This window comes from Micromonospora sp. Llam0 (assembly GCF_003751085.1).
In the GTDB taxonomy this organism is placed as follows: Bacteria; Actinomycetota; Actinomycetes; order Mycobacteriales; family Micromonosporaceae; genus Micromonospora_E.
The window spans coordinates 4,453,877-4,470,489 of the sequence record NZ_RJJY01000001.1 but is presented as its reverse complement, the minus strand read 5'-3'; the positions used below and the strand labels follow the sequence as shown (position 1 = coordinate 4,470,489).

Genomic DNA, 16,613 nt, shown 5'->3' with positions numbered 1-16,613 from the left:
TTCAGCATCGGCCGCCGGCCTCGCGGACCAGATCGGCGATCTCGGCGATCGTCGGAGTGTCGAAGAACGCGTCCAACGGCACCTCGACGCCGAGCCGACGGTGGATCCGGCTACTGATCCGGGTGATCGTCAACGAGTGCCCGCCCAGGTCGAACAGGTCCTCGTCAATGCCGATCTCGTCGATCTGCAACACGTCCTGCCAGATCGACCGGATCTCCTCGACGACCGGGTCCGCCTCGACAGCCGGGTCCGGTCCGTGGACCGGGTCTGGGGCGCCGACCGGGTCTGGGGCGCCGACCGGGTCTGGGGCGCCGACCGGGTCTGGGGCGCCGACCGGGTCCGCCGTGGCGGTCGGGTCCGTACCGCCGGTCGTCGGTGCTGGCAGGGCGGCCCGGTCCGGCAGCGCGGCCCGGTCCAATTTTCCGTTCGGGCTCACCGGTAGCCGGTCGAGCAGCACCCAGTCGGTGGGCACCATCGCCGTGGGCAGCGTCTCGGTCAGGTGCCGGCGCAGCACGGCGACGGTCGGCGCGGCACCGCGAGGCACCAGGTAGGCGACGAGCTGCGGCGACGCCTGGTCCGTACCGTTCAGCAGTACGGCGGCCTCGGCGAGAGCCGGATGCTCCAGCAGCCGGCCGGTGATCTCACCCAGCTCCACCCGGTGGCCGCGGATCTTCACCTGGTCGTCGGCCCGGCCGAGGAATTCCAACCGTCCGTCGGGCAGCCAGCGACACAGGTCGCCGGTGCGGTACAGGCGGCCGGCATCGGTAGCGTACGGGTCGGGGACGAACCGCTCGGCGGTCAGCTCGGGGCGGTTCAGGTAGCCGTCGGCGATGCCCCGCCCGCCCAGGTACAGCTCGCCGGGCACCCCGACCGGCACCGGCCGCCGCCGCCCGTCCAGCAGGTACGCCGTGGTGTTCGGCACCGGCCCGCCGATGGTGACCTCGTCCGGCTCCGGCGGGATCTCCGCCATCGTCGCGTAGATCGTCGCCTCGGTCGGGCCGTACCCGTTGACCAGCCGGGCCACCCGCGAGCGCAACTGGCGGGCCAGCGGGACCGCCAGCGCCTCGCCGCCGGTGACCGCCACCACCGGGTCGTCGAGCCCGGCCTCCAGCAGCACCCGCCAACCCGACGGGGTCGCCTGCACGTGCGTCACTGCGGTCTCGCGAACCAGCCGCAGCACCCCGGCACCGTCGAGCGCGCTCACCCCGGACGCCACCACCACCTGTCCACCGGTGGTCAGCGGCAGGTAGACCTCGACTCCCGAGATGTCGAACGACGGCGAGGTCAGGTTGAGCCACCGGTCAGCCGGCCCACTGTCGAACATGTCCCGCATCCCGAGCAGCAGGTTGGCCAGCGCACCGTGCGGGACACGCACCCCCTTGGGCCGCCCGGTGGAACCCGAGGTGTAGAGCACGTACGCCAGCTCGTCTGGGCCGGGCAGGTCAGCGGTCCCCGGGTCAGGCGTCTCCAGGCCGGCAGCAGCCAGGTCAGGCGCGGTCGGGTCAGGCGCGGTCAGGTCGAGCTGGTCGAGGGCGAGCACCGGTGACTCGGCGGGCAGGGCGGCCGCCGTACCGGTGGTGGTCAGCACCAGCGTCGGCGCGGCGTCGTCGAGGATCATTGCCTGCCGGGCCGGCGGATAGTTGGGGTCGACGGGCACGTACGCGGCCCGACTGCGCAGCACGGCGAGTAGCGCGACGACCGCCTGCCAGGAGCGGTCCAGCAGCACCGCGACCAGCGATTCCGCCCCGACGCCACGGGTCCGCAGCAGCCCGGCGAGCCGGGCGCTTGCCGCATCGAGTTCGGCGTAGCTCAACGTACGTCCACCATCGACGACCGCGACGGCGTCCGGTGCCCGCCGTACCGCCGCCGCGAACAGCAGCGGCACGGTCGCGTCGGCCGGGTAGTCGCGGCCCGTGGCGTTCCAGCCCCGGCGGACCAGCTCGGACTCGGCGGTGGGCAGCACCGGCAGGTCGGCGACCGGCTGTTCCGGGTCGGCGGCCACGGCGGCCAGCAGGGTCCGCAGGTGGTCGCCGATCCGGGTGCCGGCGGCGGCGGGTACGGCCGTCGGGCTGAACTGCAGGTTGATCTCCAGGTGTTCCTGGCCGCTGTCCGTAGCCGGCCCGTCGACGACCTGGATGTGCAGGGCGTTGCGGGCCGCGCCGCTGAACATCGCCCAGTCGACGGTGGTCGGCACCGCGTCGAACACAGGTTCCGCCGCGCGGCGGCGGTAGCCGATCGACACCGGGGTGAGCGCGGGTGCTGGCCGCAGCCCGGTGGCCACATGCGCCAGCGGGACGGCCCGGAACCGGTTCAGCGCCCGCGTCTCGTCCCGGACGGCGTGCGCGAGGTCGCGGAAACCCGCGTCGTCGGGCACCGGAACGGTCACCGGCAGTTCGTTGACGAACAGTCCGATCTCGTCGGCGTCGTCGGCGGTACGGGTCGACAACCCGACGCCGACCGGGACCTGCTGGTTGCCGTACCGGTGCAGCAGCGCGTGCACCGCGGCCAGCAGCAGCTCGAACCGGGTGACCCCGAGCTTGCGCCGGGCCTGGTCGAGCCCGGCGACCAGACCCGGTTCCAGGACCACCGGTACGGCGGTGCCGGGTTCGGCGCCGGTCGGCACCCGGGCGAGACCGGGCAGCACCAGCCCACCCGGGCCGGACCAGCGGGTGGCCCAGTGCTCTGCGGCCGCCGCCGACTCGGCCGCGACCCGGTCCCGTTCGGCGCCGGCCCGTCCCGCGTACCCGCCGGTCGGTGCCGCGCGATCGGCCGGGCGACCGGCGCGGGCGGCACCGTACGCCGCCGCCAGGTCCCGGACCAGCACGTCCTTGGACGTACCGTCGAAGACCAGGTGGTGGGCGGTGATCAGCAGCAGGTGCCGGTCACCGTCGGCGGCGGGGATCAGGCTGAACCTGGCCAGCGGACCGGCACGCAGGTCGTGGCGGCGGGCGATCTCCGCCGCGAGTAGCCGGTCGGTGTCCGCGCCACCGGCGGGCGGCGTCAGCCGCCGCAGCGTCGGGCGGTCGGCGGCCGGGGCGAGTCGCGGTACGCCGTCGCTGTCGTCGACCCGGGCGGCCAGGACCGGGTGCCGGTCGACGACGGCGGCGCACGCGGTGGCCAGCGCCGCCTGGTCCAGGCCGGCGGCGAACCACACTCCGAGAGCCATGTGGTACGCCGTACCCGCCGCCCCGGCCTGTTCGGTGAACCAGACGGCGTGCTGCGCGTACGTCGCTTCGGCGGTGCCCACGGGATCCTCCTGGTACTGCTGAAGTTTGTCGATGTCGGACGGTGCGGGTGGGGACAGGGGTCGCGGGCCCAGCCGGTGGAGCCGGACCGGGACCGCTCAGTCGGGCGGGTCGAACAGCGCGGCCAGCGTCCGTTTGAGGACCTTGCCGGCCTCGTTGCGGGGCAGGGTTTCGGCGACCAGCACCCGGGCCGGCAGTTGGTAGTCGGCGAGCCGGTCGGCCAGGAAGGCGCGCACCGTGGGCAGGGTGAGTTCGTGCGGCGGATGCCCGGCGCGGGGCACCAGCACCACCCCGACCGCCGACCCGAGCACGGGGTGCGGGACGGCGACCACCGCCGCCTCGCCGACGGCCGGATGCTCGTGCAGCGCGGCCTCCACCTCCAGCGAGGAGATCTTGAAGGCACCGGACTTGATCATGTCCTGGTGCCGGTCGGCGAGGTACAGGTAGCCGTCGGCGTCCAGCCGACCGAGGTCACCCATCCGGACCCAGCCCTGACGGAAGGTCGCCTCGGTGGCCGGGCCGTCGCGGTAGTACGAGCGCGGGTGCGGGCAGCGCAGCCAGACCTCGCCGACGCTGCCCGGCGGCAGCGGCCGGCCCTGTTCGTCGGCGATCATCAGCTGACCGTCGGCCGGACGCCCCACGGCGGCCCGCCGCGCCGGGTCGAAGATCATCACGGTCTGGGCGGGGGCGGCCTCGGTCGACGAGTAGTAGTTGACGATCGTCGCGGCCGGGAACGTCGTGGCCAGCCGGGTGGCCACCGCCGGCGCGAGCGCCGCCGCCGTCGACCCGATCAGCATCACGCCGGAGGTGTCCCGGCCCCGCAGGGCACCGGAGTCGAGCAGTTCGATCGCCATCGACGGGACCAGGAAGACGGTGCCGGTGCCGGGCGCGGTCACCAGGCGGGCGAACCGAGCCGGGGTGAACCGGGGCAGGGTCAGCGCTGCCGGCTTCGCGGTCAACGCGTTGAACAGCATGGTCTGCCCGGCGTTGGTGCCGATCGGGAAGGCGTGCAGGAAGCGTTCCGAGTGGGCCAGGGCCAGCCGGCGCGGGTGGTTCGGGGCCCCGGCCACCAGGTTGGCGTGGCTGGCGCCGACGCCCTTGGGCCGGCCCGTGGTGCCCGAGGTATAGAGGATCTGGGCCAGGTCACCGGGCCGCGCCGGGGGAGTGGGCGCGCCGGTGTCGTCGGCGGCCAGATCGTCGGCGACCAGGTCGGCCACCGCCAACGGCGCGACCCCGGTGGGTACGGCCGGCAGCGGTCCGGCCGGGCCGGTCAGCGGTCCGTGCAGGACCAGCCGGGCGGCGCAGTGCCGTACCGCATACTCCAGTTGGGCCGGGGCGAGGCGGTCGGACAGCGGCACCGCGACCGCGCCGGCCCGCAACACCCCGAAGTACGCCACGGCGTACCCGGTCCACTCCCGCGCCGCGAACACCAGCGCGACCCGGTCACCCGGGCCCACACCGGCCCGCCGCAGCGCGGCGGCCACTGCCAGCGCCCCGGCCCGCCAGCTGGCAAAGGTGAGCTGGTCCACGCCGTGGACCTCGATGGCGACCCGGTCGGGGTGCAGGGCGCAGCGCCAGTCGAGCAGCTCGGGTACGGTCCGGGCGGCCGGCGCGGCGACCGCCCGCCGGGGGACACCGGTGGCCCGACTCATCGGCCACCGCCGGGGGACACCGGTTGCTGGGCTCGCTGTCCGCCGCCGGGGGTCGCCGCCACCCGGGCCTGCCGGGCCTCGATGCCGACCAGGTCGTCCGGCGGGGCGTCCGGCACCTCGTCGTCGAACCGGGACAGCACCCGGGTGCGCATCGAGACGATCGCGGTCAGCGCGATGCAGACGCCGAAGGCGATGTAGAGCAGGGCGATGCCCCGGCCCGGACCGACCCCGATCACCTGCCCGACCGTGCCGGCCAGCGCCCCGTCCGGCATCAGCAGCGGCTCCATCAGGCTGGTGGCCAGCGGGGCGATCACCCCCCAGCCGAGTGGCATCGTCGACCAGGCGACCATCTGGTTGAGCGCGAACACCCGACCGTGGAACCGGGGCGGCACCTTGATCTGGATGATCGTGTTGTAGATGCCGTTGACCAGGCCGAGCGCGCAGTACATGCCGAACGCTCCGGCACCGATGACCAGCAGGCTGGGGCGTAGCCCGGTCACCGCGCAGGTCACCGCGATGCCCAGCGTGCCGATCAGCACGGCCCGCATCCGGTAGCGGCGCGGTCCGCCCCAGACCAGCATGATCAGGCCGCCGACGGCCGCGCCGACCCCGCCGGTCAGCGCGATCTGGGCGACCTCGGCCAGCTCGGCGAAGCCCAGCACCAGCGGGGGGAGCAGGAACAGCACCGGGAACAGGAACAGGTTGAGGGCGGCGAAGAAGGCGAGCATGCCGCGGAACTCCCGGCGGCGCAGCGAGTAGCGCAACCCTCCGAGGATCTCCTGCCCCAGGCTCTCCCGCCGCTGCAGCGCCAGCGTGCGGGGGAACCGGATGGCGATCAGCACCGCGACGGCGAAGACGTACGCCACCACGTCGATGATCATGATGCCGCGCAGTCCGACCGCCTCCAGCAGCGCGACCGCCAGCAGCGGCACCATGAACTGGGTCAACCCGACCGCGGTCTGGGTCAGGCCGTTAGCGTGGCCGAGGAAGCGTTTCGGCACCAGCTGCGGCACCGCCGACACGAACGACAGCCGTTGGAACGCCAACGCCACCGACAGCCAGCCGACGAGCAGGTAGAAGTGCCAGATCTCGGCCCGGTCGGCGATCAGCAGCCCGGCCATCACCGCCTTGGCGCCGCCGGCGGCGACGCTGGCCGCCAGCAGCACCCGGCGGCGACTCGTCCGGTCGATCAACGCGCCGGCCAGCGGTGCGATCAGCAGTCCGGGAAGCAGACTGACGATGGAGAACAGGGCGAACCGGGCCAGCGAACCGGTCTCCAGGTAGATCCACAGTGGTACGGCGAAGTTGGTCAGCGCGGTGCCGGTGGTGGTGATGATCTGGCCGGCCGCGACCAGACCGAACCGGCGCAGGCTGGGCGGTGGCCCGCCTGCCCGGTCCGGTCCGGTCGCCGCCCGGTCCGATGCCGACGGTCCGGACCGGGCCCCCGGCGGGTCGGCTGTCGGGCCTCGGTCGGAGACCGCGTGCAGCCGCCACGCCGGATCGTCCACCCCCGCGCCGTCGGTGGGTGGCACGTCGGATTCGACCGGTACGGCGAGCCGGAGGTGGACGCCGGTGACGATCTCCGCCAACTCGCCGGCCCGGTACTTGAGGAAGTAGTGCCCCGCCTCATCGATCACCGCCAATGCGGTGCGGTCGGACAGGAAGTGCCACTCCTGAAAACGTTCCTCATGGAAGTCGGTGCCCCGGTCGCGTTCCCCGACCACCGAGACCACCGGGGCGCGCAGCGGGGTCACCTGGTCGCGCATCAGCGCGGTGAAGTAGTCCTCGGAGACTCGGGCGTCGTGGCGCATCGCCCGGATCAGGAACGCCGCCTCGTCCGGGTCGAGGGAGCTGATCGACGTGCCCTGCGCCTGCAGCCAGGTGCGGTAGATCCGGTCGCTGCGGACCCGTTCCACCAGCCGCAGCCGCAGCAGCGGGCCGAGCAGCCCGCCGGTCGGCCGGCCGAACGGGAAGATCGCACCGAGGTAGACCGCGGTCAGTTCCCGCCCGGCCGCCTCCAGCCGGCGGGCCACCTCGACGGCGAGCGCCCCGCCCGGCCCACAGTGGCCGTAGAGGATCAGCGGTCCGTCGACCCGGTCCAGGATCTCCGCGACCACGCCCTCGGCGACCTCGTCGATCGGCGCCGGTTCGTCGGCCAGACCGATGTCGTGCCCGGGCATCGCCACCGACAGCAGCCGCCAGCCGGCCGGTAGCGCGTCGGCGAGCGGCTGGTAGACGACCGCGCTGCCGCCGCCGTACGGGACGCAGACCAGGGTGGCGACCCGCTCTGCGGTGGAGGCCGGTGCGGTCAGCTCGTGCAGCAGCCGACCCCGCTCGGCGTCACCGTCGGTCAGCAGGGCGGCGAGTTCGCGTACCGTCCGGTGCCGGAACAGGTCCATCACGCTGACCGCCGGGGGCGCGCCGTCACCGGCGTGGACCGCCGGTAGTTCCCGGCGTAGCCGGGCGACCACCTGGGTGGCCAGCAGCGAATGTCCGCCCAGGTCGAAGAAGTCGTCGTCGGTGCCGACCCGGGGCACCTGCAGCACCGCCTGCCAGACGGCGGCGATCAGCGTCTGCACCGGACCGGTCGGCTCGACGTACTCCCGGGCGGGTTGATCTTCGCCCGGATCCGGCAGCGCCCGGCGGTCGATCTTGCCGTGCTCCTGCAGCGGCAGCCGGTCCAGCCAGCAGTACCGACCGGGGATCATGTGGTCCGGCAGCCGGTCGGCGAGCAGCCGGCGCAGCTCGGCCGGCTCCGGCTCGGATGCCGACGTGGCTGCCGGCCCGGGTGCCGTTTCCGGTGCCGGGCCCTGCGGGGCGCGTTCCAGGTAGCCGACCAACCGGTCGTCGCGCAGCAGTACGGCGGCCTGCCGTACCCCGGGAATCTCGCGCAGTGCCGCCTCCACCTCGCCCAGCTCCACCCGGTAGCCGCGGATCTTGACCTGGTGGTCGGTGCGGCCCAGGAAGAGCAACTCGCCGTCGGCACGCCACACGCCGAGGTCACCGGTGCGGTACAGCCGGGAGCCGGGCGGACCGAACGGGTCCGGGACGAACCGCTGCCCGGTCAGCCCCGGCCGGTTCAGGTAGCCCCGGGCCAGCCGGTCGCCGCCCAGGTACACCTCACCCGGTACGCCGACCGGCACCGGCCGCAGCCGGGCGTCGAGCACGTGCACCCGGGCGTACGGCAGTGGGCGGCCGATCGGCACGCTGCCCGGCCCCCGCTCGTGGGCCGGCACCCGGTACGTGGTCACGCCGACGGTGGCCTCGGTCGGCCCGTAGTGGTTGAACACCGGTACGCCGTGTCCGGCCAGGTCCGCCGCCCAGTCCAGGTCGGCCGCCTCGCCGCCGAGGATCAGCGCCCGCCGGGGCAGCAGCCGCGCGGTGTCCACCTCGGCGGCCAGCGCCCGCAGATGCGACGGCGTCATCTTCAGGTAGTCGATCCGCCCGGTGTGCAGCGCGTCGGCGAGCTCCTCGCCGGTGCACCGCCTCGGCACCAGATGGACGCAGCCGCCGGTCGCCAGCGCCAGGTAGAACACGGTGACGCTGAAGTCGAACGACAGCGACTGCAGCAGCGCGTACCGGCCGGCCGGCACGACGTCGAACCGTTCGGCGACCCCGTCCAGATAGTTCAGCACCTGCCGGTGGGCGACCGCGACGCCCTTGGGTACGCCGGTCGAGCCGGACGTGTAGATGACGTAGGCCAGGTCGTCGCCGCTCGCCGCACCGGCCGGCGGTCCGGTCGGCCGCTGCGCGACGGCTACGGCGATCCGGTCCAGGCAGGTCGCCCCGGCAAGGGCCGGCGGGGCCGCGTCGCCGCCCAGCTCGGCGCGGATCGCGCTGCTGGTCAGCACCACCGTCGGGGCGGCGTCGGCGAGCATCAGCCGCAGCCGGGCGGGCGGCTGCTCGGGGTCGAGCGGCAGGTAGGCCCCGCCGGCCCGCAGCACGGCGAGCAGCGCGACCGCCAGCTGCACCGACTGGTCCAGGCAGACGCCGACCAGGTGGCCCGGCGCGACGCCGTGCTCCCGCAGCTGGTGGGCCAGCTGGTTGGCGCGTCGGTCCAGTTCGGCGTAGCTGATCAGGTCGTCGCCGCAGACCACGGCCGGTGCCTGCGGGGTGGCCGTGGCATGCCGGGTGACCAGGTCGCCGAGGGCGGCCGCGCCGACGGTGGCCGGTCGTGGCCGGTCGGCGGCGGGCACCGGGCCGGTGCTGAACTCGGCCAACTGCCGCTGCTGCGAGTCGTCGAGCAGCGGCAGGTCCACCACCGGCCGGTCCGGGTCGGCCACTGCGGCGAGCAGCAGCGCCCGGTAGTGCCCGGTGAGCCGTGCCACCGTGGCGGCGTCGAACAGGTCGGTGTTGTAGACCAGCATGGCCCGCAGCCCGTCGTCGGTCTCGCTGACGTAGAGCGACAGGTCGAACCGGGCCGCCGCCGCGTCGCTGCCGAACGCCCCGGTGGTGATCCCGTGCGGCCAGCCGGTCTGCGCCCGCGAGTAGTTCTGCAGGGTGAACAGCACCTGGAACACCGGTGGCCGGCTGACGTCGCGGGCGACGTTGAGCTCCTTGACCAGACGTTCGAACGGGACCTCCTGGTGGCTCAGCGCCCGCAGCACCCGGCCCCGGGTGCGGCGCAGCACCTCGCCGAAGCTCGGCTCACCGCCGGCACCCTCGACGTCGCTGGCACCGCCGGCACCCTCGGCCGGGGCGCGGGACAGGTCGGCCCGGATCGCCACCGTGTTGACGAACAGCCCGACGAGCTTCTCCACCTCCGGCACCACCCGGCCGGCGACCGGCGAGCCGACCGCGAAGTCCCGCTGACCGCTGTACCGGAACAGCGTCGCCTGCCAGCCGGCGAGCAGCGTCATGTAGAGGGTGCTGCGGTGGGCCCGGCCCAGCCGGCGCAGCGCGGCGGTGAGCTCGGCGTCGAAGCCGAACCGGTGCACGTCGCCGGCGTACGACTGCACGGCGGGTCGGGGCCGGTCGGTCGGCAGCTCCAGCGGCGGCACCCCGGCGAGCGCCCCGGTCCAGTAGGCGAGCTCGCGCTGGGCGACGGGCCCGTCGCCGCGTGCCCGCTGCCAGGCGGCGTAGTCGGCGTAGTCGATGGCCGGCGCCGCCGGCACCGGCAAACCGTCGGTGAGCGCGCCGTAGAGGGCGGCGACCTCGGCCAGCAGCAGGTTCAGCGACCAGCCGTCGCTGACGATGTGGTGCATCCCGACGTGCAGCACCTGGTCGTCGTCGCCGAGCCGGACCAGGAGCACCCGCAGCAGCGGTGCGACGGCCAGGTCGAACGGGGTCCGAACGGTGGCGTCGACCAGCTCCCGGGCGTGTGTCTCGTCGTCGGCGTCGACCACCGTGAACGGTACGGTGGCCTGCGGTACCACCTCGACCCGCGGCTCGCCGTCGGAGTTCTCGGTGAACCGCATCCGCAGGCTGTCGTGGCGGGCCGCGACGGTGTCCACTGCGGCGCGCAGCACGTCGGCGTCGAGTGGGCCGCGCATCCGTACCGTGCTGTGTACGACGTAGCCGGCGGTGCCCGGCGTCAGCTGCTCGGTGAACCAGATCCGCTCCTGCCCGAACGACAGTGCCGGACTTTCCCCATTTCGGTGCTGAATCACTTGTGATTGGATCGGGACATCCTGCGCTGGTACGTCGAGATTCGTCACCCAGATTGCCTTTGATTTGTCTACATGAACCATCAGCCTGACTCCCGTCGTCGGCACAGCGGAATCAACTTTTGGTGCACAGTGGTGCAGACAAACGATCGATTCGATGCACGTCGTGCCGTCGTACCGTCGGGAATGCGATTCGCCGATGCCGTCGTGCCCGCCGAGTGGGCCATGGACGAGTTGATCCACGTGGAATTCCACGGTGGTCGGACCGAGACCGGCCCGATGACCTGGGCGCAGCAGGTCATGTGGCGGGCCGCCACCCTGTCGAAGACCCAGCACCTGTTCCTCAACCTGCGCCGGGTGCTGGCGGTGCCGCGCCGGGCACCGGCCGACCTGTCCAGCGTGGTGCGGGCGATCGGCACGTTGGTCGGCCGGCACGGCGGGCTGCGTACCCGGGTATGCCCGACGGCGGACGGCACGTCGCGGCAGGAGACCGCGGCGGCCGGGCAGGTCCCGGTCCTGGTGGTTGCGGGCACCGGCGACGGCGCCGCGGCGGCCGCCGAGCTTACCCGCCGGCTGGGTGACGTCGCCTTCGACCACGGTCGGGAGTGGCCGGTGCGCTTCGCCGTGGTGCAGGTGGACGGCGTGGTACGCCAGCTGGTGCTGGTCTTCAGCCACTCGACCGTGGACGCGTACGCCGCCGAGGTGGTGCTGCGGGACCTGCGGCTGATCCTGCTCCGTGGTGACCTGGGCACCCCGGCCGGGCTGCAGTCGGTGGACGTGGCCCGCCGCCAGCACGGGCCGGACCAGCGGCGCTCGGGCCGTACCGTGGCGTACTGGCTCCGGCAGTACCGGCGGCTCGCCGACGTCTCGCTCGACGAGCCGGCGCCGCCGGCCACCCCACGGCTGCACCGGGGCACACTGGTCTCGTCGGCCGCCGCCACCGCCGCCCGGATGGTCGCCGCCCGGCACCGGGTGAGCGTCTCGACGGTGCTGCTCGCCGCCACCACCGCCCTGTCCGCCGGGGCGACCGGGCGTCAGGTCTGCGGACTGTTCAACATGTCGCACAACCGCTTCCGGCCCGAGTACGTCAATGCGATCGCCAATCTCGGTCAAATCGGCTTCTGCGTGCTGGACATCGCCGATCGGCCGGGATTCTTTGAGCTGTTACCACGGATCTATCGGGTCGCGCTAGACGGCTATTTGCACGCCTACTACGACGCCGTCGCGATGCGGACGACGTTCGAGGAACTCGGCTACGACTACACCACCGCATTCCTGCCGCACTACTATTTCAACGACGTCCGGCTGCCCGGCGGGGACTTGGTGGACGACGCGCCGCCGGTCGCTGAGCAGCCGTTGCGGGCGGCCGCCGACGACAGTCGCTTCTCCCGGACCGACGGACTGGACGCCGCCTCCTGGCACCGCCTGCTGCACGTGGTGGACGAGCCGGAGGCGCTCGGCCTCACCTACACGGTCGACACCCGGTTCCTGGCGCCGGAGACGATCGAGCCGTACCTGCGTGACCTGGAGGCGCTGCTCATCAAGGCCGCGTACCGGGACGTGCCGTGGCCCTGGCAGCCCGGCCGCGCCGGTGGGCGGGGTTGACCCGCCGTACGGCACCGGGGCGCTGGACGGGCCGGCGGACAGATCTGCCCCGCCCCCGTCGTGTGGGGGCAGGGCAGATCACGGTAGGCGTGGTTACCTACGGATACGGGTGGCCACCGCAGGCGGCCGGATCGGCCACCGTCACCGGGTTGGCCGGCGCTGGCGGAGCCACTGAGCCCCAGCAGGTTAGCGGTGTCCGCTACGGGTGACCCGCTGCGCCGGGCGATGGTGAGCTGCGCCGCATCCCGGTGGACAGCCCAGGCGGTACGGGTGGATCGGCGGGGTCAGCGGGAGGCGACGCCGGCGCGGCGCTTGCTCCACACGTCGAAGGCGACTGCGGCGAGCAGCACCGCACCCTTGACCAGCATGACGTTCTCGCTGGGGGCGCCGATCAGCGACATCCCGTTGTTGATCACGCCCATGATCAGGCCGCCGGTGACCGCGCCGACCACCTTGCCGACCCCGCCCTGCACAGCCGCGCCGCCGATGAACGCGGCGGCGATCGCGTCCAGCTCGAAGGTGTTGCCGGCGGTCGGTCCGGCCAGGTTGAGCCGGCCGGCGAAGATGATCCCGGCCAGCGCGGAGAGCACCCCCATGTTCACGAAGATCCAGAACACGACCGACTTGACCTTGACCCCGGACAGCACCGCGGCCTGCAGGTTGCCGCCGACCGCGTAGATCTGCCGACCGAACACCGACCGTTTGGTCAGCAGCGAGTAGCCGAGCACCAGGGCCGCCAGCAGCACCAGCACCCACGGCAGGTTCTTGAACCGGGCCAGCTGCACGATCACGAACAGCACCGCCGCCGAGGCGCCGACGATCTTGAACAGGAAGACCGGCATCGGCTCCACCGCCTGGTCGTAGCCGAGCCGGGCGACCCGGGCCCGCCATTGGCTGACCGCGATTCCGCCGACCGCGACCAGACCGACCAGCAGGCTGACCAGATCGGCGCCGCCGAGCGGGCCCAACCCGATGTTGCCCAGATAGCCCTCGGTGAAGCCGTTGGCGAGGGTACGCACCGGATCCGGGAACGGCCCGATGCCCTGGTTGCCGAGCACACTCAGGGTGAGTGCCCGGAACAGCAGCATCCCGGCGAGGGTGACGATGAACGCCGGGATGCCGAAGTACGCGATCCAGAAGCCCTGCCAGGCGCCGATCGCGGCACCGGCGATCAGGGTGATCAGCAGGGCCAGCGGCCAGGGCAGATTGTGCTCGACCATCAGTACGGCGGCGATCGCCCCGGTCGCGCCGACCACCGAGCCGACCGACAGGTCGATGTGCCCGGCGATGATGACCAGGATCATGCCGATCGCCAGGATCAGCACGTACGAGTTCTGCACGATGATGTTGGACAGGTTCTGCGGCTGCAGCAGCGCCCCGTCGGTCAGCACCGTGAACAGCACGACGATCAGCCCGAACGCGATGTAGATGCCGCTCTCGCGGACGTTGATCCGGGCGACGCTCACCGGTCGGCCCCCGATCCCTGCTCCTGTCCCTGCACCATGTGCTGCATGAGTCGCTCCTGGGTGGCGTCGGCCCGCCGCACCTCGCCGGTGATCCGGCCGGCCGACAACGTGTAGATCCGGTCGCACAGCCCGATCAGCTCGGGCAGTTCAGAGGAGATGACCAGGACCGCCGTGCCGTTGTCGGCGATCTGGTTGATGATCGAGTAGATCTCGTACTTGGCGCCGACGTCGATGCCCCGGGTCGGCTCGTCCAGGATCAGCACGTCCGGCTCAGTGAAGATCCACTTGGACAGCACGACCTTCTGCTGGTTGCCGCCGCTGAGCTTGCCGACGATGCTCGCCACGCTCGGCGCCTTGATGTTCATGCTTCGGCGGAACTCCTGCGCCGTCCGGTGCTCGGCGCCCTCGTCGACCCAGCCGCGACGGGCCAGCCGGGTCAGCCCGGCCGCCGACACGTTGCGCTGGATGTCCTCGATCAGGTTCAGCCCGTACCGCTTGCGGTCCTCGGTGGCGTACGCGATGCCGTGGCCGATCGCCTCGCGGACCGAGCGCAGCTGGATCTGCCGGCCGTCCTTGTAGACCCGGCCGCTGATGTCCCGGCCGTACGCCCGACCGAAGACGCTCATCGCGAGCTCGGTGCGGCCGGCTCCCATCAGCCCGGCCAGCCCGACGACCTCCCCACGGTGCAGGGTGAGGTTGGCGTCAGCGACGACCACCCGGTCGCCGTCCGGGGAGCGCACCGTCCACTCCTCGATCCGCAGCGCCTCGGCGCCGATCCTCGGGGTGCGCGGCGGGAACCGGTGCTCCATCGACCGGCCCACCATGCCGGAGATCAGCCGGTCCTCGGTGACGTCGTCGTTCGTCACGTCGAGCGTCTCGATCAGCTCGCCGTCGCGCAGGATGCTGATCGTGTCGGCGACGGCGAGGATCTCGTTCAGCTTGTGCGAGATGATCACGCAGGTGATGCCGGTGTCCCGCAGCCCGCGGAGCAGGTCGAGCAGGTGTGCGGAGTCCTCGTCGTTGAGCGCGGCGGTGGGCTCGTCCAGGATCAGCAGCTGCACCTGCTTGGACAGCGCCTTGGCGATCTCGACCAGCTGCTGCTTGCCCACCCCGATCTCGGCGACCAGGGTGGTCGGATTCTCCGTCAACCCGACCCGGCGCAGCAGCTCGGCCGCCTGGTGGTTGGTGTGGTTCCAGTCGATGAGCCCGCGCCGGGTCTGTTCGTTGCCGAGGAAGATGTTCTCGGCGATGGTCAGCTGCGGGCAGAGCGCCAACTCCTGGTGGATGATCACGATGCCCCGGTGCTCGCTGTCCCGGATCCCGGCGAACCGGGCCGGCCGGCCGTCGAAGGTGGTCTCCCCGGCGTACGACCCGTGCGGGTAGACGCCGGAGAGCACCTTCATCAGGGTCGACTTGCCGGCGCCGTTCTCGCCGCAGATGGCGTGGATCTCGCCCCGGCGTACGGTCAGATTGACGTCGTGCAGGGCACGCACGCCGGGGAAGGTCTTGGTGATGCCCCGCATCTGCAGAATGGCGTCGGTCGTCATGGTCGTGGACTCAGCCCAGCTGCTCGGCCGAGTAGTAGCCGCTGTCGATCAGCACCTCGTAGTTGCTCTTGTCGATGATCACCGGTTCGAGCAGGTAGGACGGGACGACCTTCTCCCCGTTGTCGTAGTCGGTGGTGTTGTTGACCTCCGGCTCGTCGCCGCTGAGGATGGCGTGCGCCATCTCGACGGTCTTCTGCGCCAACTCGCGGGTGTCCTTGAAGATCGTCGAGTACTGCTCGTCGGCCAGGATGGACTTGACCGAGGTCTCCTCGGCGTCCTGCCCGGTCACCACCGGGTAGGGCTGACCGGCGGTGCCGTACCCGCTGCTCTTGAGCGCGGACAGGATGCCGATGGAGAGCCCGTCGTACGGCGAGAGCACCCCGTCTACGGTGACGCCGCCCTGGTAGGTGCGGGTGAGCAGGTCCTCCATCCGCCGCTGCGCGGTGGCCGGGTCCCAGCGCAGGATCGCGACGGTGTCGAAGTCGGTCTGGCCGCTGCGGACCACCAGCTTGCCCGAGTCGATGTGCGGCTGCAGCACCGACATCGCGCCGTCGAAGAAGAAGGTGGCGTTGTTGTCGTCCGGCGATCCGGCGAACAGCTCGATGTTGAACGGTCCGTCGGCCTCGCCGGCGGAGCCGTCCGCGTTGAGCACGCCGAGCCCGACCAGCAGCGACGTCGCCTGCTGTACGCCGACCTGGAAGTTGTCGAAGGTGGCGTAGTAGTCCACGTTGGGGCTGCCGAGGATCAGCCGGTCGTAGGAGATGACCGGAATGCCCTGGTCGGCTGCCTGCTGCAGCTGGGTGGTCAGTGCCTTGCCGTCGATCGAGGCGACGATCAGCAGCCGGGCGCCCTGGGTGATCTGGTTCTCGATCTGGTTGACCTGGGTCGGGATGTCGTTCTCCGCGTACTGCAGGTCGACCTTGTAGCCGAGCTCCTCCAGCGCGGCCTGGACGTTGTCGCCGTCGCTGATCCAGCGTTCGGAGGACCGGGTGGGCATGGTGACACCGACCAGGGCTCCCGTGTTGTCGCCGTCGCCGGTCTCCTGGTTGATGGTCTTCTCGCTGGAACCGCAGGCGGCCAGGCTGGTCGCCAGGGCAGCGGCCGCGCCGATCGTGGCCAGCCGTCGAATCATGGTGCTGGTGCGCAGTTGCACGGACGTCTCCCTCTTCTGGGATGGGCTGCGGGTTGTGGCACCGCAGGCGGGAGGTTGTGGTGCCGCGGGCGATGAGGTGCCGGGCCGCTGGGCGGTGACCCGGGCACGGCGGACGGCCGCTGGCCATGCGACCCCGTCACACTGTCGGGTTGCTGCAACTATCGGTGGCTATGTGAGTCGCAGTGTTATCGCTCACAAGATCGCTGTCAAGAGCCCCTAGGCGATCCTGGGGAAACCGATGCGAAACATCCGACCGGCTTGGTCGGCGACTCAACCGCAGCCACCCCGACTCCTCCGTCGGAGCACGTTCCCGCAGTTCAACGGCTTGACTTGGGGTGT

General features: G+C 72.1%; 7 protein-coding genes. 1 reads left to right on the top strand and 6 read right to left on the bottom strand.

The genetic code is table 11. The annotated features are described in order from the left end of the window. Nucleotide 1: 1 nt before the first annotated feature. The 3 genes from EDC02_RS19500 to EDC02_RS19490 all read right to left on the bottom strand — a co-directional run bounded on the left by EDC02_RS19500 (nucleotide 2) and on the right by EDC02_RS19490 (nucleotide 10,506). Nucleotides 2-3,247 (bottom strand): non-ribosomal peptide synthetase, encoded by a 3,246-nt coding sequence (locus tag EDC02_RS19500; RefSeq protein WP_199757693.1) that lies wholly within the window; start codon nucleotides 3,245-3,247, stop codon nucleotides 2-4. A 96-nt stretch (nucleotides 3,248-3,343) separates the two neighbouring features. Next, the gene (locus tag EDC02_RS19495; protein ID WP_123603202.1) at nucleotides 3,344-4,897 is read right to left on the bottom strand and encodes a class I adenylate-forming enzyme family protein; all 1,554 of its coding nucleotides are present in this window, start codon (nucleotides 4,895-4,897) and stop codon (nucleotides 3,344-3,346) included. Next, nucleotides 4,894-10,506 (bottom strand): non-ribosomal peptide synthetase/MFS transporter, encoded by a 5,613-nt coding sequence (locus EDC02_RS19490; protein ID WP_233606030.1) that lies wholly within the window; start codon nucleotides 10,504-10,506, stop codon nucleotides 4,894-4,896. The genes EDC02_RS19495 and EDC02_RS19490 overlap by 4 nt, the downstream gene beginning before the upstream one ends. A gap of 183 nt (nucleotides 10,507-10,689) precedes the next feature. On the opposite strand from EDC02_RS19490, the gene EDC02_RS19485 reads away from it, so the two are divergent. After that, nucleotides 10,690-12,108, top strand: a complete 1,419-nt coding sequence (locus EDC02_RS19485) for a condensation domain-containing protein (RefSeq protein WP_158632236.1) — start codon at nucleotides 10,690-10,692, stop codon at nucleotides 12,106-12,108. A gap of 284 nt (nucleotides 12,109-12,392) precedes the next feature. Here the strand turns inward: EDC02_RS19485 and mmsB are convergent, their stop codons facing one another. Genes mmsB through chvE form a run of 3 tightly spaced genes read right to left on the bottom strand, consistent with a single transcriptional unit; the run spans nucleotide 12,393 to nucleotide 16,253 of the window. Then, nucleotides 12,393-13,574 carry a multiple monosaccharide ABC transporter permease gene (gene mmsB / locus EDC02_RS19480; protein ID WP_233606029.1) on the bottom strand — a complete coding sequence of 394 codons (1,182 nt, stop codon included), beginning with the start codon at nucleotides 13,572-13,574 and terminating at the stop codon, nucleotides 12,393-12,395. Next, nucleotides 13,571-15,121 carry a multiple monosaccharide ABC transporter ATP-binding protein gene (mmsA, locus tag EDC02_RS19475; RefSeq protein WP_123603199.1) on the bottom strand — a complete coding sequence of 517 codons (1,551 nt, stop codon included), beginning with the start codon at nucleotides 15,119-15,121 and terminating at the stop codon, nucleotides 13,571-13,573. Before mmsA ends, mmsB begins: the two co-directional genes overlap by 4 nt. Nucleotides 15,122-15,131: 10 nt before the next feature. Then, the gene (gene chvE / locus EDC02_RS19470; protein ID WP_123604957.1) at nucleotides 15,132-16,253 is read right to left on the bottom strand and encodes a multiple monosaccharide ABC transporter substrate-binding protein; all 1,122 of its coding nucleotides are present in this window, start codon (nucleotides 16,251-16,253) and stop codon (nucleotides 15,132-15,134) included. Nucleotides 16,254-16,613: the final 360 nt, after the last annotated feature.